General features: G+C 61.5%; 15 protein-coding genes. 5 read left to right on the top strand and 10 right to left on the bottom strand.

Annotation, left to right across the window (positions count from 1 at the left end):
* Positions 1-20: 20 nt before the first annotated feature.
* The gene (locus tag RS694_RS20510) at positions 21-497 is read left to right on the top strand and encodes a hypothetical protein (RefSeq protein WP_152528849.1); all 477 of its coding nucleotides are present in this window, start codon (positions 21-23) and stop codon (positions 495-497) included.
* 98 nt (positions 498-595) lie between these two features.
* Here the strand turns inward: RS694_RS20510 and RS694_RS12610 are convergent, their stop codons facing one another.
* The 7 genes from RS694_RS12610 to RS694_RS12580 all read right to left on the bottom strand — a co-directional run bounded on the left by RS694_RS12610 (position 596) and on the right by RS694_RS12580 (position 8113).
* The gene (locus RS694_RS12610; protein WP_029708359.1) at positions 596-2083 is read right to left on the bottom strand and encodes an NAD-dependent succinate-semialdehyde dehydrogenase; all 1488 of its coding nucleotides are present in this window, start codon (positions 2081-2083) and stop codon (positions 596-598) included.
* A gap of 378 nt (positions 2084-2461) precedes the next feature.
* A complete protein-coding gene (locus RS694_RS12605) occupies positions 2462-3631 on the bottom strand; it encodes a fumarylacetoacetate hydrolase family protein (RefSeq protein ID WP_029708360.1) in 1170 nt (389 codons plus the stop codon).
* Between the two features lie 15 nt (positions 3632-3646).
* The gene (locus RS694_RS12600) at positions 3647-4945 is read right to left on the bottom strand and encodes a TRAP transporter large permease (protein ID WP_029708361.1); all 1299 of its coding nucleotides are present in this window, start codon (positions 4943-4945) and stop codon (positions 3647-3649) included.
* Complete coding sequence (locus RS694_RS12595; RefSeq protein WP_029708362.1) at positions 4942-5421, bottom strand: TRAP transporter small permease; 480 nt, start codon at positions 5419-5421, stop codon at positions 4942-4944. The genes RS694_RS12600 and RS694_RS12595 overlap by 4 nt, the downstream gene beginning before the upstream one ends.
* 14 nt (positions 5422-5435) lie before the next feature.
* Positions 5436-6437, bottom strand: a complete 1002-nt coding sequence (locus RS694_RS12590) for a sialic acid TRAP transporter substrate-binding protein SiaP (RefSeq protein WP_029708363.1) — start codon at positions 6435-6437, stop codon at positions 5436-5438.
* 27 nt (positions 6438-6464) lie between these two features.
* On the bottom strand, positions 6465-7379 hold the full coding sequence (locus RS694_RS12585; protein ID WP_161631571.1) for a dihydrodipicolinate synthase family protein: 915 nt from the start codon (positions 7377-7379) through the stop codon (positions 6465-6467).
* Positions 7376-8113, bottom strand: coding sequence for a GntR family transcriptional regulator (locus RS694_RS12580; protein ID WP_076069655.1), 738 nt, complete (start codon positions 8111-8113; stop codon positions 7376-7378). Before RS694_RS12580 ends, RS694_RS12585 begins: the two co-directional genes overlap by 4 nt.
* Before the next feature lie 143 nt (positions 8114-8256).
* On the opposite strand from RS694_RS12580, the gene alaS reads away from it, so the two are divergent.
* Together alaS and RS694_RS12570 are read left to right on the top strand one after the other, a co-directional pair.
* A complete protein-coding gene (gene alaS, locus RS694_RS12575; RefSeq protein ID WP_029708366.1) occupies positions 8257-10929 on the top strand; it encodes an alanine--tRNA ligase in 2673 nt (890 codons plus the stop codon).
* Between the two features lie 95 nt (positions 10930-11024).
* Positions 11025-11564, top strand: coding sequence for a TlpA family protein disulfide reductase (locus RS694_RS12570; RefSeq protein WP_051391958.1), 540 nt, complete (start codon positions 11025-11027; stop codon positions 11562-11564).
* Here RS694_RS12570 and RS694_RS12565 read toward each other — a convergent pair.
* Entirely contained in the window at positions 11543-11899 is a 357-nt protein-coding gene (locus tag RS694_RS12565; protein WP_029708368.1) for a thioredoxin family protein, read from the bottom strand. The genes RS694_RS12570 and RS694_RS12565 overlap by 22 nt on opposite strands.
* Before the next feature lie 131 nt (positions 11900-12030).
* On the opposite strand from RS694_RS12565, the gene RS694_RS12560 reads away from it, so the two are divergent.
* Entirely contained in the window at positions 12031-12807 is a 777-nt protein-coding gene (locus tag RS694_RS12560; protein WP_029708369.1) for a ferredoxin--NADP reductase, read from the top strand.
* 84 nt (positions 12808-12891) lie between these two features.
* Entirely contained in the window at positions 12892-13914 is a 1023-nt protein-coding gene (locus RS694_RS12555; RefSeq protein ID WP_029708370.1) for an adenosine kinase, read from the top strand.
* A 661-nt stretch (positions 13915-14575) separates the two neighbouring features.
* On the opposite strand, the gene RS694_RS12545 is transcribed toward RS694_RS12555, so the two are convergent.
* Together RS694_RS12545 and dinG are read right to left on the bottom strand one after the other, a co-directional pair.
* Positions 14576-15109, bottom strand: a complete 534-nt coding sequence (locus RS694_RS12545) for a DUF2799 domain-containing protein (RefSeq protein WP_051391959.1) — start codon at positions 15107-15109, stop codon at positions 14576-14578.
* A gap of 26 nt (positions 15110-15135) precedes the next feature.
* Positions 15136-17292, bottom strand: a complete 2157-nt coding sequence (gene dinG / locus RS694_RS12540; protein ID WP_241464079.1) for an ATP-dependent DNA helicase DinG — start codon at positions 17290-17292, stop codon at positions 15136-15138.
* Between the last annotated feature and the right edge of the window lie 4 nt (positions 17293-17296).

The following is a 17296-nucleotide window of genomic DNA, read 5'->3' as shown; positions in this document are numbered from 1 at the left end:
GCTTAAATGTTAGACGCCTCATGCCACGCAAACCATTCACTGCTGGCGACTACTTTGCGATTCCGCTGGGAGATCCGTATGCCCCAAAAGTTGATGATCCTTTAGGTTTGGGTCAGATTCTTTCGATCGAGCAGGGCTCAATGGCAAGCTATGGGTGTGCGTTCTGGCCTTGCATTGAGCAAAGCGCAGAACACCAGACTAGCAAACCGCCCACCATCGTTTCACTAGTCACGACAGAGCTGCTCAAGTCCCGACAATGGACGGTACAAGGCAATGCAACGATTCATGTTCCTGACAACGTTCGCCGGTATGAGCAGTTCCGTTCTAAGAAGTGGGTAGGAGCGAAGATCGTTGGGGCGGGAGCCATTCGAGTTACTCTCCGCGCCTTTCACGGTCTCGAATACTGGGATTGTTATCACGATCCCGATTACATGACCAAGCTATTACAGCCAAACGTCGGAATACCAAAAAATGCGCGCTTCAAACCCAGCGCCTAACCCGTCCATCGAGAGGCGGCGCAAGGGCTGCGCCGCCTCTCATATCAAACATTGATCACAAAAAAGGCTCCATCGGAGCCCTTTTCTTTATGCAGTGATTACTTCTGAATATCCCCAATGCAGAGGTACTTGATCTCCACATAGTCGTCCATGCCGAAGTGCGAGCCTTCGCGGCCCAGGCCGGACTGTTTCATGCCGCCAAAGGGCACGTGTTCAGTTGCCAGAATGCCGACGTTGATACCCACCATGCCGTACTCCAGCGCTTCGCCCACACGGTAGATACGGCCGATGTCGCGGCTGTAGAAGTAGCTGGCCAGGCCGAACTCGGTGTTGTTGGCCGCGTCAATGGCTTCCTGCTCGGTTTTGAACTTGAACACGGGGGCGAAGGGGCCAAAGGTTTCTTCCTTGGCGCACTGCATGTCGGCGGTGGCGTCGGCCACCACGGTGGGTTCGAAGAATTGTTTGCCCACAGAAGTCAGGCGATGGCCTCCGACCAGCACGCGACCGCCCTTGGCAATGGCGTCTTTCACATGGCGTTCGACCTTGTCGACGGCAGCGTCTTCAATCAGCGGGCCCTGGTTCACGCCGTCTTCAAAGCCGTTGCCGACCTTGGCCGTCTTGACCTTGGCGGCGAACTTCTCCACGAACTGGTCGTACACGCCCTCTTGCACATAGAAGCGGTTGGTGCAGACGCAGGTCTGGCCGGCGTTGCGGTATTTGCTGGCGAAGGCGCCTTCGACGGCGCTGTCGATGTCGGCGTCGTCAAACACAATGAACGGTGCGTTACCGCCCAACTCCAGCGACATTTTCTTGATAGTGGGTGCGCTTTGCGCCATCAGGATGCGGCCGACTTCGGTGGAGCCGGTGAAGCTGATGTGGCGCACTACATCGCTGGCGCAGATGACCTTGCCGATGGCGATGGAGTTGGCGCTGTCGGCGCTCAGGATGTTGAGCACACCGGCAGGAATGCCGGCGCGGATGGCCAGCTCGGCAGCGGCCAGCGCGGTCAGGGGGGTCAGTTCAGCGGGCTTGATAACGACGGGGCAACCGGCGGCCAGTGCAGGCGCCACTTTGCGCGTAATCATGGCCAGCGGGAAGTTCCACGGCGTGATGGCGGCGCACACACCGACGGGTTGTTTGATGACCATTAGGCGGCGGTTATTGTCGAACTGGGGCAGGGTTTCGCCATTGACGCGTTTGGCTTCTTCCGCAAACCATTCGACAAAGCTGGCGCCGTAGGCGACTTCGCCTTTCGCCTCTGCAAACGGCTTGCCTTGCTCGGCAGTCATCAGGCGGCCCAGGTCTTCCTGATTCGCCATCAACAGGTCGAACCACTTGCGCAGGATGATGCTGCGCTCTTTGCCGGTCTTGGCACGCCAGGCGGGCCAGGCGGCATTGGCTGCGGCAATGGCGGCCTCGGCGTCTTTGGGGCCCAGGTTGGCCACGTCGGCCAGCTTGGCGCCGTTGGAGGGGTCATTTACATCAAAACGTGAGCTGCCCTTGACCCACTGGCCGTTGATCAGGCCGTCGGTCTTGAGCAGGGTGGGGTCGTTCAGTAGGGCGAGGGGGGAGGTCTTCATGTCCATGGTGTCGGTTCCAGTCGCTTGGTGTCGGTAACAGCCTATAAGCGTAGCTGTTTTTTGCAGGCGGTGCTGTACCGCCTGCGACCCCATGGATGGGGCCACTTGGGGCGGGACTAGGGCCTGTTCACACTAATTTCCCGAGTGCGAACGTGGTTAAAACACCGCCAATCTAGGCGCGCGACGACGCCAAGACTGGCCGTCTTGGCTAGGAGTGCAACAACGAGTGGCGCTGTTTTAATCCTGTTCCCTTCGGGTTGCGGCCAAAAAGGCCCTGCGCGGCGTTGCGAAGCCTTGCCGGGGGAATACCCCGGCCGCGTTCCGCGCCTTGTGCATGGCCTTCTTGATCCGCAACGCATCTCGGGAAATTAGTGTGAACAGGCCCTAGAGCAATCCGCGCTTGGCCAGATTGCGCATCAGGTGCGAAACGCCAAAAGTCCAAGGGGGGCAATGGTCGGTTTGCTGCATGCGGTTGGTCAGGGTGCCCAGCTTGGGGGTGGTGATGGTCACGAGGTCGCCCAGCTTGTGGGTGAAGCCGCCACCGGGTGTGTCGCGGTCTTGCACCGGGGCAAACAGCGTGCCGAGGAACAGCATGGCGCCATCGGGGTACTGGTGGTGTGGGCCCATCATCTGCGCGGCCAGGTCTGCAGGGTCGCGGCTGATACGGGCCATGCTGGAGAAGCCGTCCATGACAAACCCATCGGTGCCCTCCACGCGCAGCATCAGCGTGGCCTGGCGCACGTCGTCCAGTGAAAAGCTGTTGTCGAAGAAACGAATGAACGGGCCGATGGCGGCCGACGCATTGTTGTCCTTGGCCTTGCCCAGCAGCAGGGCGGAGCGGCCCTCTACATCGCGCAAGTTCACATCGTTCCCCAGGCTGGCGCCAACGATGCTGCCGCGCGAATTGACCGCCAGCACCACTTCGGGCTCGGGGTTGTTCCAGGTGGAAGAAGGGTGCAGACCGGCGTCAAACCCGGTGCCCACGGCTGCCATAGCGGGGGCTTTGGTGAATATCTCGGCGTCCGGGCCAATGCCCACTTCGAGGTACTGGCTCCAGGCCCCTTGTTGTAGCAACACCTGCTTGAGCGCCATGGCTGCATCCGAGCCGGGCTTCAGGCGCGACAGGTCATCGCCAATCAAGGCTGCAATTTCGGTGCGGATGGTGGCCGCTGCGGCCGGGTTGCCACGCGCCTTTTCCTCAATCACGCGCTCCAGCATGGACGTGGCAAAGGTGACGCCTGCCGCCTTGATGGCTTGCAGATCACACGGCGCCAGCAACCAGGGGCGGCTGGGGTCGCGGGTGGCGGGCGGCGTGTTGGCCAACACCTCTGCAATGGACCCCATGACCTCGCCTTGCGCGGCCCGCAAGGCCGCCGCCGGGTCGGGTGCCTCGCACAGGTCGCGCATGGTGGGAAAGCTGCGCGTGATATCGATGACGGCTCCCTCACGCAGCGCCACGACGCTGGGGCCCTGCAGGTCCTCGCGCCATATGCGGGCTGCCAGGGCGCCGGTGGTGCCGTCGTGGGGCAAGGTGTTGGCGGGTGTAAGTTGCATGGTGTTTGGCCTGGGTTAATGGGTAACGTAGCCCATGGTTTGTGGCAACCAGAGCACGATTTGCGGGAAAACAGTAATGGCCAGTAAAAGGCAGAGCAGCATGACCAGGAAGGGCCAGCCCTCTTTCATCATTTCACCAATAGGAATGCCCGTGAGCGCTTTGGTGACAAACAGAAGCATGCCAAAAGGTGGGTGAATCAGGCCGATCATCATGTTCAGCACCACCAGCACACCAAAGTGGACCAGGTCCACCCCCAGCAGCTTGGCTGCTGGCAGGAGCATGGGCACGAAGACCAGCAGCAGCACAGACACATCGAGAAAGCAGCCCAGCACCAGAAACATCACATTCACCAGCAGCAGAAACTGCAACTGGGACAGGTGCATGCCGTCCACCCACAACGCCATGCTTTGGGGTACGCCTTCGGCTGTGAAGGCGTAGTTCAGCATGAAGGAGCCGGCCAGGATCAGTGTGATCACCGCGCTGCCGCGGGTGGATTCCATCACCACACCCCAGAAGCTGCGCCAGGTCAAAGCGCGAAACACCACGGTGGACAGAATCAGGGCGTGCAGTGCCGCCACAGCCGCAGCCTCGGTGGGTGTGAAGGCACCGGAGTAAATGCCCCCCAGGAGCACGATGGGCATGGAGAGGGGCAGGGCACCGCGGAAGATCAGTCCGGCCCATTCAGAGCGGGGCACGGGTTCGTCGCGCGGCATATTGCGTTTGACCGCAATGATGTGCACCACGCCCATCATCAAGCTCGCCATCAGAAAGCCTGGCACCACGCCGCCGAGGAACAGCGCACCTACCGAGGCACCCGACACCAGCGCGTAAATCACCATGGGAATGCTGGGCGGAATGATGGGGCCCAGCGTCGCGCTGGCCACCACCACGGCACCCGCAAAACCGCGCGTGTATTCGGGCTTTTTCAGCATCTGGCGGATGGTGACCAGGCCCGGCCCGGCCGCATCTGCGATGGCGCTGCCGCTCATGCCCGAGAAGATCACGCTGACCAGAATGTCCACCTGCGCCAGACCCCCGCGCATGCGGCCCACCAGAATGCGGCAGAAGTCAAAAATGCGCTCGCTCACGGTGCCCGCATTCATGATGTTGGCGGCAAACACGAAGAGCGGCACCGCCAACAGCACATAGCTGTTGTACAGGCCATTGCCCACCTGCTCAGCCACCAGACCAATGTCTTGCCCCTTGGCCACCAGGTAGGCAATGCCCGCTGCCAGCATGGAAAAGCCGATGGGCATGCGCAGCAGCATGCCGCCGGCCAGCACGAGCACCAAAATCCAGATACCCGAGGTCATAGGCGCAGCTCCGTTTCCAGGCCGATGCCAAGCACGGAGTTCCAGATGGCCCAACTGCAGCGGATCACCAAGGCAATCAACAGCAACACAAAGGGCAGGAAAATCCACATGAAGGAAATGCCCAGCACCGGTGAGCCTTCACGGTTCATGAAGTGCACGTAGTCCCAGCTCGCGGGAATGGCCACCAGCGCCAGGCCACCCACCAGCAGGTTGCCCACGATGCGCATGGCCTGGCGGGCGCGGTAGCCCACACTGTTCCACACCAGGTCAAAGACCACGTGTTCGCGCTCGGGCACCACGGCAGCGGCGGCCCAGAGGATCACCCACACATACAGAATCACGGCCGCTTCATCGGTCCAGGGCAAAGGCTTGTTGAAGCCAAATCGCGCAACGATCTGGACGATGAAAACGACAAACAGGGTCAGGAAAAGGCCGCCGCCCAGAAGGTTGGCGGCCTGTTGCAGTCGACGCAGCATGTTGGAGGCGTCGCTTATTTGGTCGCGTTGATGCGGTCCAGCAATCCCTTGGGCCAGACCTTGGCGTAGTCAGACGCCTGGTAGGTGGCCTGCACCGATTTGCGGAAGGCATCCACATCGGGGGTGGTGACCTGCAGACCTTCCTTCTTGAAGAACTCCACCAACTGGCCTTCTTCCTTGATGCGGTTTTCGTTGTTGTAGGCGGCAGCGGCCTGGGCGGCGGCAGTCACCTTTTGCTTTTGCGCGGCGGTCAGCGCGTTGAAACTCTTGTTGGAGATGGCAATGAAGATGCCATCCACCAGGTGACTGGTCAGCACCAGTTGTTTGGTGACTTCATAAAACTTGGCGGCACGTACCGAGGGCAGGGGGTTGTCCTGGCCATCGATGGTGCCGGTCTTCAGGCCCATGTAGACCTCACCAAAGGCCAGGGGTGTGGCGGTGGCGCCCAGCGCATCGCCCAGAAACAGCCACTCCTTGGAGCCGGGCATGCGCAGCTTCACACCCTTGAGGTCGGCGGGTGTCTTGACGGGCTTGGCATCGCGCAGATTCACCTGGCGGGTACCCAGGTACACCGTGGACAGAGGAGTGACGTCCATCTTTTCGGACACCAGCTTGAACAGCTCGGTGCCGATGGGGCCGTTGAAGATTTTTTGCTGTTGGTCCGGGTCGCGCACCACATAACCGGCCGTGAAAATGGAGAACTCGGGCACCAGCTTGGCAATGTCAAACGCCGAGATGCTGGTCAGCTCCAGGTTGCCGCGCGCCATGGCGGCGGGCTCGGCGCCCTGCTTGAACAGGGTGGCGTTCAGGTTGATCTGCACATCGAACTCACCGGGTGCCGTTTTTTCCAACTGCTCCTTGAACACGGTCCACATCTTGGCGTGCCAGTCGTCGGGCACGGCGGGGGTGGAAATGCGCAGCACGGTTTTGGTCTGCGCCATGGCGGGCAAAGCGGTGGCACCCAGGGCGGCAGCGGCGCCCAGGACGGTGCGGCGGCTCAGGTGGGATGGGGTCATGGTGTTGTCTCCATTATTTATGTGAATTTACAGTTGGCTCAAAGCGCCAGTTATTGCACGATAACCGCTGCGCACGGATTGCAGCTCAGTGTTATCCAAGGGGCTGAGCGGTGCGCGCATGTGCAACCAGGCGTTGTCGCCGGTTTGTTCGGCCAGCATCGCTTTGTACACGCCCACAAAAGGCATGCCCGGCAGTATCGACAATAGCTGAAGCAAGTCCAGAATCAGTTGCGCATCGGCCGGCGCTACCTGCGCAGGGGCGCTCATCACGCGTTTCATCAGCCGCGGGGCAATATTGGCCAGGCCATTGATGGAACCCGAGCCCCCTTCGCACATCACCGGCGCCACATGGGGTTCTGCACCCACAAGAATGGCCAGTTGCGGGAAGGCTTTGGCCAGCGCCAGCGAATGTGCCAAGTCGCCGCTGCTGTCCTTCACACCCACCACCTGGCCGGGGTGGCGTTTGACCAACTCGGCAATCGCGGCGTGGGAGAAACCAAAGGTGCTCATGGCAGGGAAATGGTAGAGCAGTAGCTTCAAGCGATCATCGCCAATGCCGCGCACCACCTGCGACACGGCTTCCACAATGCCGGCGTCCTTGGGTTGGTTGAAGAAGAAGGGCGGCATCAACATCTGGCGGTGCACGCCCAGGCGGCTCGCGTGGCGGCCCAACTCAATGGCATCGTCCAGCGCCAGCGTCGTGGTGGTCACCACAACCTGGTCTGCCCGTACGCCCGCACCCAGCAGGGATTCCAGCAGGGCCTTGCGCTCGGCCATCGTGAAGGCCGGGCCCTCACCCGTGGTGCCAAACAGCGTGACACCATCACACCCGGCTTGCAGCATGCGCTGCGCGTGGGCGATAGCGCGGGGCGTATCGAGTGCGCCGCTGGCGTCCATGGGCAGCAGCAGGGCAGGCCAAAGGCCGTGGATATCAGGGTTCAAAGGACTCTCCTTGGGGTGTTGGGCGGCCATTCGCTGCGCACCTGCTCCAGCGGTGCGTTCATCACACGGTTGCGGGCGCTGGTGATGTGGTCTTCGAGTAACTCCATTGCCAGCGCGGCATTGCGCTGGCGCAGGGCCTCAATAAAGCGCACGTGCTCCAGCATGGCGGGGATCAAGCGGCTGGGCGTGATCACGCTTTGCTCCAGCTTGATCAGGCGCACACGCAGGCTGTTGACGCGGTACTGCTCGGAAATGATGTCATTGCCCAGTGCGTCCACCATGCGGTCATGCAGGCCCCAGTCCACCGCCTGGGCATCGTCCAGCAGGGCGGCGTCGTGCAGGGCATCAGGCGCTTCGGTTCTTTGCAATATGGCGTGGTGGCTGGCTTCAATGGCCGCCAGCTCGGCGTCGCTGGCGCTGTGCACAAAGCCCCGCACCGCTTCACGCTCGATCATGGAACGCACCTGAAAGGCGTTGCGGATCAGCTTCAGATCCACGTGCGCCACCTGCAGTCCGCGCTGCGGCACGGTTTTGACCAAACCGGCCGCTTCCAGCCGCGGAATCATCTCGCGCACGGCGCCCAAGGGCATGTCCAGCAGCAGCATCAGTTCGCGCTGCGAGACGAATTGCCCGGCGCGAATGCCGCCCGTGAAAATTTGCTGGGTAAAGCCCTGGTAGGCCCGTACGCGCTGGCTGGTGGCGTCATCTGGAAGTGTGGCTGCAGCCTGATTCATAACTAACATGTTAGTTGGGGCTGGCGGCTTTTTACAGCGGTGTTTACCCTTGTTTTGTCCAATCCAACTACCGCGCAAGCGAGTGGCGCAGGGCGGCGATAATAGAGGGCTCCATTGACCCCCACGCTCGAAGAAATACAGACATGACCCAGCCCGTAATGAGTGTTGCCGACATCCGCAAGACTTTCCTCGACTTCTTTGCCTCCAAGGGCCACACCGTGGTGGCGTCCAGCCCGCTGGTGCCAGGCAACGACCCCACGCTGATGTTCACCAACTCCGGCATGGTGCAGTTCAAGGACGTGTTTCTCGGCACCGACAAGCGCTCTTACGTGCGTGCAGCCTCCGTGCAAGCCTGCCTGCGCGCCGGCGGCAAACACAACGATCTGGAAAACGTGGGCTACACCGCGCGCCACCACACCTTCTTTGAGATGCTGGGCAACTGGAGCTTTGGTGATTACTTCAAGCGCGATTCGCTGAAGTGGGGCTGGGAGCTGCTGACCCAGGTCTACAAGCTGCCCGCAGACAAACTGACGGCCACCTGCTACATCGACGACGACGAGGCCTACGACATTTGGACCAAGGAAATCGGCCTGCCGCCCGAGCGCGTGATCCGCATCGGTGACAACAAGGGCGGCAAGTACAAGTCCGACAACTTCTGGATGATGGCCGACACCGGCCCCTGCGGCCCGTGCTCCGAAATCTTCTACGACCACGGTGACCACATCCCCGGCGGCCCGCCCGGCAGCCCGGGCGAAGACGGCGACCGCTTCATCGAAATCTGGAACCACGTGTTTATGCAGTTCGACATGCAGGCCGACGGCAGCATCGTCAAACTGCCCGCGCCCTGCGTGGATACCGGCATGGGCCTGGAGCGCCTGGCCGCGATCCTGCAACACGTGCACAGCAACTACGAGATCGACCTGTTCGATGTGCTGATCAAGGCCGCCGCCCGCGAGACTGGCTGTACCGATCTGAACAACAAATCCCTGCGCGTCATCGCCGACCACATCCGCGCCACCGCGTTCCTCGTCAGCGACGGTGTGATCCCGAGCAACGAAGGCCGCGGCTACGTGCAGCGCCGCATCATCCGCCGCGCGATTCGCCACGGTTACAAGCTGGGCAAGAAGACGCCGTTCTTCCACAAGCTGGTCAAAGACCTGGTGCAGGTGATGGGTGCGGCCTATCCCAACCTGGCGAACCAAGAAGCGCGTATCACCGAAGTGTTGCGCGTCGAAGAAGAGCGTTTCTTTGAAACGCTGGCCACCGGAATGCAGATCCTCGATGAAGCGCTGGCTGGTGGCGTGAAGACGCTGCCTGGTGATGTGGCCTTCAAGTTGCACGACACCTACGGCTTCCCGCTGGACCTGACCAACGATGTGGCCCGTGAAAACGACGTGACTGTCGATGAGGCGGGTTTTCAAGCCGCGATGGACAAGCAGAAGGCTGCTGGCCGCGCCGCTGGCAAGTTCAAAATGGACAAGGCGCTGGAATACACCGGTGCGGGCAACACCTTTGTCGGTTACGACCACCTCACGCAAGCTACCAAAATCGTAGCGCTTTACGCAGACGGTACGCCGGTTGTGGCCCTGAATGCGGGTCAACAAGGCGTCGTGGTGTTGGAATCCACGCCGTTCTATTCCGAGAGCGGCGGCCAGGTGGGCGATGAGGGTGTTTTGTTTACCGGCCATGAGCCTAAGTCAAAACAAACCATTGAAATAAACCTCCCGCCAGACACTATTCGTTTCTGGGTTGAGGACACACAAAAGATCAAGGCCGACGTATTTGGCCACCACGGCACGTTGAAGACCGGTACGCTGAAAGTAGGCGATGCGGTCACTGCCCAAGTAGACATCGCAAAGCGCACCGCCACCATTCGCAACCACTCGGCCACCCACCTGATGCACAAAGCCCTGCGCGAAGTGCTGGGCGAGCATGTGCAGCAAAAGGGTTCGCTGGTGAATGCCGAGCGCACCCGCTTTGACTTTGCGCACAACGCTCCGGTGACCGACGCGCAAGTTCGTGCGATTGAAAATATCGTCAACGCAGAGATTCTGTCGAATGCAGCGACGCAAGCGCGTGTGATGGACATCGAGTCCGCCCAGAAGACCGGCGCGATGATGTTGTTTGGCGAGAAGTACGGCGAGACCGTGCGCGTGCTGGACATCGGCACCAGCCGTGAACTGTGCGGCGGCACACACGTCACCCGCACCGGCGATATCGGCCTGTTCAAGGTCGTGGCCGAAGGCGGCGTGGCCGCTGGCGTGCGCCGGATCGAAGCGATCACGGGCAGCAATGCGTTGCACTACCTGCAGGACCTGGAAGACACCGTAGGCGCAGCCGCTGCCACGCTGAAGGCCCCTGTGGCCGAGCTGGGCGAGCGCCTGAGCAGCGTGGTGGACCACGTGAAGACGCTGGAGAAAGAAATCTCTGCGCTCAAGGGCAAACTGGCTTCCGCCCAGGGCGACGAGCTGGTGACGCAAGCGCTGGAGATCAAGGGCGTGAAGTTGTTGGCCGCCAAGCTGGAAGGCGCGGACACCAAGACGCTGCGCGAGACCATGGACAAGCTCAAGGACAAGCTCAAGACGGCTGTCATCGTGCTGGCCGCGGTCGAAGGCGACAAGGTGCAATTGGCGGTGGGCGTGACCACCGACACCACGGGCAAGGTCAAGGCCGGTGAGCTGGTCAACTTCCTGGCCGCGCAAGTGGGTGGCAAGGGCGGCGGCAAGGCCGATATGGCGATGGCGGGTGGTACCGAACCCGCCAAGCTGCCCGCCGCGCTGGCCAGCGTGCAGGCTTGGGTCACTGAAAAGCTGTAAACGAGACGCTGCAAAGTCTCTCATTTGCTATCAAATACGGAGCTGCTTGCGCAAATTCCACGTGGGCTAGAGCCGTATTTGATGCATAAATCCCAATGAGCCTCCAACGTCGGCACCTGCTGTTGGCGGGCTGCGCTGCGGGCTTTCCCGCGTGGGCAGCAGCTGCAGAAACGGGCTTTGACGTGCAGCACTGGAGCCGCAAGCAACCGGTTCCCCAATTTCCGATGCAAGACCAGGACGGCAAGCCCTGGTCATTGGCCGCATTGCGGGGCCGTGCCGTGCTGCTTAACTTCTGGGCCACCTGGTGCGAACCCTGCCGCGCCGAGATGCCGTCCCTGCAGGCGCTGGCCGCGCGCGAAGCAGACCGCCTGAGCGTGGTCGCCATCAACCTCAAGGAGTCGCCCGAGGCGATTGCGCGTTTTGTGCAAGCCACTGGCCTGCAACTGCCCGTGGTGCGTGATGCACAGGGTGACATGGCCCGGGCCTGGGGGATCCGTATTTATCCGTCGACCGTGTTGATAGACGACACCGGCCGCGTGCACAGCGTGGTGCGTGGTGCGCTGGACTGGGCGGGGCCTGAGGGTGCGCGCCTGCTGGCGCCGCTGTTTGCCGATCAGCGCGTGCGCAAACGCTGAGTCAGCGCCACCACGTCGGGCGTGGTGACGCTGCTGCCGCCTTGCGCAGCAGACTGGATCAGGCGACGCAGTGTTTCCAGGTGCGGCGTGACGGTGCCAAAAAAGCGCGTGTTTTCGCCCGCTGCAATCAACAGGGTAGGGAAGTTCTCCACCTCGATCGGGTCCACCAGCTCGGACTCGTCCTCAATATCCACCCAGACGAAGCGCACACCAGGAAAGTCTTTTTGCAGCTGTGCAAACAACGGCTGGTAGTCCGTGCAGGTGCCGCACCAGGCGGCGCACAGGCAGGCCACCAGCAAAGGTGCAACGGCAGGTGAAGGCGTGGTTTGGGACATGCAGGCTTAATGACTCAAATCAATATGGATATAACAAGTCTCGGGGGTATGGAGTTTTACAATATCAGGGTTCGCCCTAGCCATTCTGGCAGCGGGCATATCCCTCTGACTGACACCCACCCAAGGCCCCCATGAGTGCATTTCTGGAAGAAACGGTTTTAAGCGTACACCACTGGACCGACCGTTTGTTTAGTTTCACAACCACTCGGGATACGGCGCTGCGCTTTTCCAACGGCCATTTCACCATGATCGGCCTGCGCCAGGAAAACGGCAAACCGCTCTTGCGCGCCTACAGCATCGTCAGCGCAAACTACGAAGAGCACCTCGAATTCTTCAGCATCAAGGTGCCGGATGGCCCGCTGACATCGAAGCTGCAACACATCCAGGTGGGCGACAAGATCATTGTCGGCAAGAAACCCACGGGCACTTTGCTGATTGACTACCTGCTGCCGGGCAAGAATCTGTACCTCATTGGCACCGGCACGGGCCTGGCGCCCTTCCTGTGCCTGATCCGCGACCCGGCCACATACGAGAAGTACGAAAAGGTCATCCTGTTCCACGGTGTGCGCGAGGTCCAGGAGCTGGCGTATGCGGACTTCATCAATGTTGACCTGCCCAATAACGAGTTTCTGGGTGACCTGGTCAAGGCGCAGTTGCTGTACTACCCCAGTGTGACGCGTGAGCCATTCAAGAACCGTGGTCGTGCCACTGACCTGATCGCCAGCGGCAAGCTGGAGGCTGACCTGGGTTTGCCCAAGATCGATCCCGAGCGCGACCGAATCATGATTTGCGGCAGCCCGGCACTCAACAAGGACATACGCGCACTGCTGGACGCCCGTGGCTTCAAAGAGGGCAGCACTACCACGCCCGGTGATTACGTGGTCGAGCGAGCGTTCGTAGAGCAGTAATTCGTTGGGGCAGACCGCGCACGAAGTGATGTGCTCTGCCCCCAACCGGTCAAATTGAAGTCCGCAACTGATTAAGATTGCGGGATGACCAATAAATACGACCTCTACGCCATCGGTAACGCGCTGGTGGACTCCGAATACGAAGTCAGCGACGCGCAACTCAAAACCCTGGCCGTGGAGAAGCGGCACATGACGCTGATCGACGCCGAGCGCCGTGCCTACCTGCAGGCGCAGGTGAAAGACAAACACTCGCGCAGTACCGGTGGCGGTTCGGCCGGCAACACCGTGGTGGCACTGGCCCAATTGGGTGGGCGCGCTTTTTACTCCTGCCGTGTTGCCGATGACGAACTGGGTGCCTTCTACCGCAAGGACTTGGCTTCGAATGGCGTCGACAGCAATCTGGCAAACGGCCCGTTGTCGTCTGAAGGCCAGACCGGCACCTGCATGGTCATGGTCACGCCCGATGCCGAACGCAGCATGAGCACCTTCCTCGGCACCACGGCCGACCTGGACCACACCGCACTGGATCCGCAGGCGATTGCCAATTCCAAGGTCTACTACATGGAAGGCTATTTGGCAGCGTCGCCCACGGGGCTGGATGCCGCCATCCAGGGCCGCGTGATTGCCAAACAGGCCGGCGTGAAACTGGCCACCACGCTCTCCGACATGAGCATGATCAACTTCTGCCGCCCCGGCCTGGAAGCCATGATTGGCAATGCCCAAGTGGGTGGTCTGGACTACCTGTTCTGCAACGAAGAAGAAGCCCAGGTCTGGTGTGGTTCACAAGACTTCGCAGCGGTCTGTGAGCAAGTGAGCCAACTCGCCACCACCGTATGCCTGACACGCAGCGCGAAGGGCTGCGTGGTGATCGAAGGTGACAAGCGCACCGAAGTGCCTGCCGCGCAGGTGAAGGCTGTCGATACGAATGGTGCGGGTGACATGTTTGCCGGTGCTTTTCTTTACGCCGTGACGAAGGGGCGTAGCCATGCGGACGCTGCTTGGTTGGCCAACCAGGCGGCTGGGGCTGTCGTGGCGCAGTATGGGAATCGGTTGACGCAGCAGCAGTTGGCTGCGATCAATGCGCGGTTTATTCAGCATCTGGGTTGAGACGGCGACCGACATCCGTTAAAGCCCGTTCGCTCTTAGCTTGTCGAAGGGCAGGGGTTCTTGGCTTTCTTGGCTAGCCGGGTTTCGCCCCGGCAGGCGACCTACTTTCTTTGCTTCGCCAAAGAAAGTAGGCAAAGAAAGGCGACCCTGCTGTCTGCGACCCCTACGCTGCGCTACAGGGCAACCTGCGGTGCTCGGGTTCAGTGGGGTCTGGCTCGAACTCGCCCTTTGGGCTCAAACAATCGCCAGCCCTGATCCACTGAACCCTGCGCTCCTCGGCGCAGCCAGAAGGGAGTTAGGGCGATTCACGTGCCAACGCTGCGCTCGGCACGAAATGAATACCCGTCCGCGCGCAGCGCGGACGAAGTTCGGTATTTGGTATCCGGCTGTTGGATTGGCGGTAGCGCCGTAATGAGGAGGCGAGTAGCGCAGGTTTGGGCGGATGAGGGCTGGCGATTGTTTGAGCGCAGCGAGTTCGAGCCAGACCCCGCCCAAACCGAGCAACGCAGCGTGCCCGCAGGGCCGACGAATCCGGCTCGCCTTTCTTTGCCTACTTTCTTTGGCGAAGCAAAGAAAGTAGGTGCGCTGTCGGGCGCACAACCCGACATGCCAAAACATCAAACCATCCAGCCGAAGTGAGAAACACCTCGCAGGCCTTTCTTCAAGGCGCCAACAGTTGCTGCTGTGTCAGCAGATAACGCAAGTTCAACTGATCGCGGTCAATATCCCGGAGGTCATTTCGAAGTCGCCTTTTTTCTTCGTCACTCTTGGACGCATCAAGACGCTTTTGCAGGCGCTCTGATTCACTGGTGTTGCGTTTCATCTGTTCCTGCGTGCTGTGCACCTGCAAGCCTGCGCCCAGGTAACGTGCAAATCCGGCATAACCTGCCTGCCCCTGGCAGACTGAGGCTTTGCCGGAATTCCCCAGTGTGCCCTCGCGCCAGCCATTGGCGGGGGTGCAGAAATTCACAATGCCAGCGTCCCAGCCTTTGCGGTAGGCCTGCGGGTCGGTCTCAATGCCGGCTTCGCCGCAGTCTTCGGTGTAGCTCGCTATGCGGCGATCACTCACCCCGCGTGCACCATCGGAATACCCGACGCGTCCCCAGTCCGCGACCTTGCATTCGGAGACCGACATGGACTCGCAGCCCGCAAGCAGGGTGCTTACCAAGAGCAGCAAGGCCATGGCTTTCTTCATGTGGGTTCCTGGTGGATGTGTGTGCGTCAAATAATACCGCCACTCTTGCGCTGCTCCTGCCGATAGGGCGGCAAGCCACTGAGCATGCGCCGCCCATACGCCGTCAACGTCAGCCGCTTGTCATAACAAACCACATGCGCGTGGTCCTCTTCCGTGCGGATCGCGCGTCCTGTCCACTGCAACAACTTGATGCCGGTGGCCGGAATCACCAATTCGTTGAACGGGTCTCGCCCCACACTGCGCAGCCACTCTGCGCGTGCTTCGTCCACCGGATCGCTGGGTGGCGCAAAGGGCAGCTTGGCAATAAATACGGTCTCGCACAGGGCGCCGGGCAGGTCCAGCCCTTCGCCAAAGGATTGCAGGCCAAACAGCACCGAGGGCATGCCGCTTTCCACGCGCGCCGTGTGTGCCGCCAGCAGGCGCGCGCGGGACTGTGTGCCCTGCACCAGCACCATGTCCATCAAATGGCCGGGCGCGGCCTCGGTGGCGGCGCGCATTTGTGCGCGGGAGGTGAACAACACGAGTGCGCCGCGTTTGACCTGCTCGATATCGTCCATCAGCATGCCCACCATCTCGGCCGTGTAGGCGTCGGCTTGCTTGGGGTCGGCGCGGGTGTGCACCACGGTGAGCGTGCCCTGGGCAGCGTAGTCAAACGGGCTGGCCACTTCGAGTGCAGTGACATAGGGTTTGTTGGACAGGCCTGCTTCCTTGAGGAAGTAATCAAAGCTGCCGCAACTGGTGAGTGACGCGCTGGTGACGATGGCGCCGCGCACCTGGCTCCATAAAAACTGGCGCAGCAGGTCGCCGGGCACGATGGGGCAGGCATGTGCGGTCATCGTCAAAAAGCTGCTTTCGCTCTCGGCCTGCAGCCATTTGGCCAGCGGCTGTTCGCCATGCTCCAGCAGCAACTGCGATGTGGACACCAGGCTGGCCAGGCGCGGCGCCAGACCGCCCAAATGCGCATAAAGCTGTGCGCACAGTACGGCCTGGCTCGGGTCATCTTTGGCCACCGCCTTCACGTCCACACCCAGCGCCTCCAGCACTTTGGACAGGCCCGATGCCTGCGCATGGATCTGCGTGGTCGGTTCGACCAGTGCTTCGGGCAGCACGCCGTTGGCAAAGCGCAGCGTGCCGTCGTTACCGCTGCCTTGGGCGTTGCGGCCGGTCTGGGCCCACACCAGGTCCATGGCCATGCGCGCCAGCGTAGTGAGTGCGCCTTTGAGCTGGCTGGTCACGGTCTGCACGTCTTCGCCCAGGTGCAGCGCGAGCTTGCCCGCCACCTCGTTCATGGTCTTGGGCAGCTTGTCGAGCCAGCGCAGATTGCTCAAATCCATGGCGCTGGAGAATTGGTCCAGGGCCACAGCGGGCAGGTGGTGGCCTTCGTCGAACACCACCAGGCAGTTGTCCAGGTCGGGCAGGGTTTTCATGCCCAGGCTGGCCAGCACCAGGTCGTGGTTGGCCACGATGACGTTGGCTTCGGCCAGTTTGGTGCGCGCGTTGTAGTAGCTGCACTCTTTGTAACGCGGGCAGTGGCGCGCGGTGCAGGTGTGGCGTTCGGCGGCCACGGCCGACCAGTCGCGTGGGTCGGGTGTGTCGGGCAGGGTGTCACGGTCGCCGTCCCAGCTCACCACGGCCAATTTGTGGGCCATGCTTTCGTAGAGGGATTGGCGGCGTTCCTCGATGGCCTCTTGCGACAGGGCCGACACCTTGGGCTGGGGCATGTCGTCGTCAAACAATTCTTCTTCCCCGGCGCCGGTGCCCACCAGCCGCTCCAGCTTGACCTTGCAGACATACCGCCCACGGCCCTTGGCCAGCGCGTAGGCAAAGGGTTTGTCCATGCTGGCTGCCAGTGCCGGCAAATCCTTGGTCATGAGCTGCTCCTGCAGCGCCACGGTGGCGGTGGAGATCAGCACGCGGGTCTTGCGCTCCAGCGCCATGGCAATGGCGGTGCTGGCATAGGCCGCGCTCTTGCCCACGCCGGTCCCGGCCTGGATCACGGCGATGGCCTTGGTGGGTGTGGCGTGTTCACCCAGATCGGCCTGGGCCAGGGTGTCGGCGATGCACTGCGCCATGGCGTGCTGGCCCGGGCGGGGGCGGAAACCGTCGGTACCGTGGACGACTTTCTCAAACGCGGCCAGTGACAGGGCGGCCAGGGCTTTGGCAGTGGGGTGGTCGGGGGTCAAACGG

It is taken from the genome of Rhodoferax saidenbachensis, from assembly GCF_001955715.1.
Classification (GTDB): Bacteria; Pseudomonadota; Gammaproteobacteria; order Burkholderiales; family Burkholderiaceae_C; genus Allorhodoferax; species Allorhodoferax saidenbachensis.
The sequence above is the reverse complement of the archived record's forward strand: the minus strand, read 5'-3'. Positions and strand labels throughout refer to the sequence as shown.

Excerpts from the sequence above, each read along its gene's own strand:
- RS694_RS20510 (WP_152528849.1), top strand. The coding sequence starts at position 21 with ATGCCACGCAAACCATTCACTGCTGGCGACTACTTTGCGATTCCGCTG.
- RS694_RS12610 (WP_029708359.1), bottom strand. The coding sequence starts at position 2,083 with ATGGACATGAAGACCTCCCCCCTCGCCCTACTGAACGACCCCACCCTG.
- RS694_RS12605 (WP_029708360.1), bottom strand. The coding sequence starts at position 3,631 with ATGCAACTTACACCCGCCAACACCTTGCCCCACGACGGCACCACCGGC.
- RS694_RS12600 (WP_029708361.1), bottom strand. The coding sequence starts at position 4,945 with ATGACCTCGGGTATCTGGATTTTGGTGCTCGTGCTGGCCGGCGGCATG.
- RS694_RS12595 (WP_029708362.1), bottom strand. The coding sequence starts at position 5,421 with ATGCTGCGTCGACTGCAACAGGCCGCCAACCTTCTGGGCGGCGGCCTT.
- RS694_RS12590 (WP_029708363.1), bottom strand. The coding sequence starts at position 6,437 with ATGACCCCATCCCACCTGAGCCGCCGCACCGTCCTGGGCGCCGCTGCC.
- RS694_RS12580 (WP_076069655.1), bottom strand. The coding sequence starts at position 8,113 with ATGAATCAGGCTGCAGCCACACTTCCAGATGACGCCACCAGCCAGCGC.
- alaS (WP_029708366.1), top strand. The coding sequence starts at position 8,257 with ATGACCCAGCCCGTAATGAGTGTTGCCGACATCCGCAAGACTTTCCTC.
- RS694_RS12570 (WP_051391958.1), top strand. The coding sequence starts at position 11,025 with ATGAGCCTCCAACGTCGGCACCTGCTGTTGGCGGGCTGCGCTGCGGGC.
- RS694_RS12565 (WP_029708368.1), bottom strand. The coding sequence starts at position 11,899 with ATGTCCCAAACCACGCCTTCACCTGCCGTTGCACCTTTGCTGGTGGCC.
- RS694_RS12560 (WP_029708369.1), top strand. The coding sequence starts at position 12,031 with ATGAGTGCATTTCTGGAAGAAACGGTTTTAAGCGTACACCACTGGACC.
- RS694_RS12555 (WP_029708370.1), top strand. The coding sequence starts at position 12,892 with ATGACCAATAAATACGACCTCTACGCCATCGGTAACGCGCTGGTGGAC.
- RS694_RS12545 (WP_051391959.1), bottom strand. The coding sequence starts at position 15,109 with ATGAAGAAAGCCATGGCCTTGCTGCTCTTGGTAAGCACCCTGCTTGCG.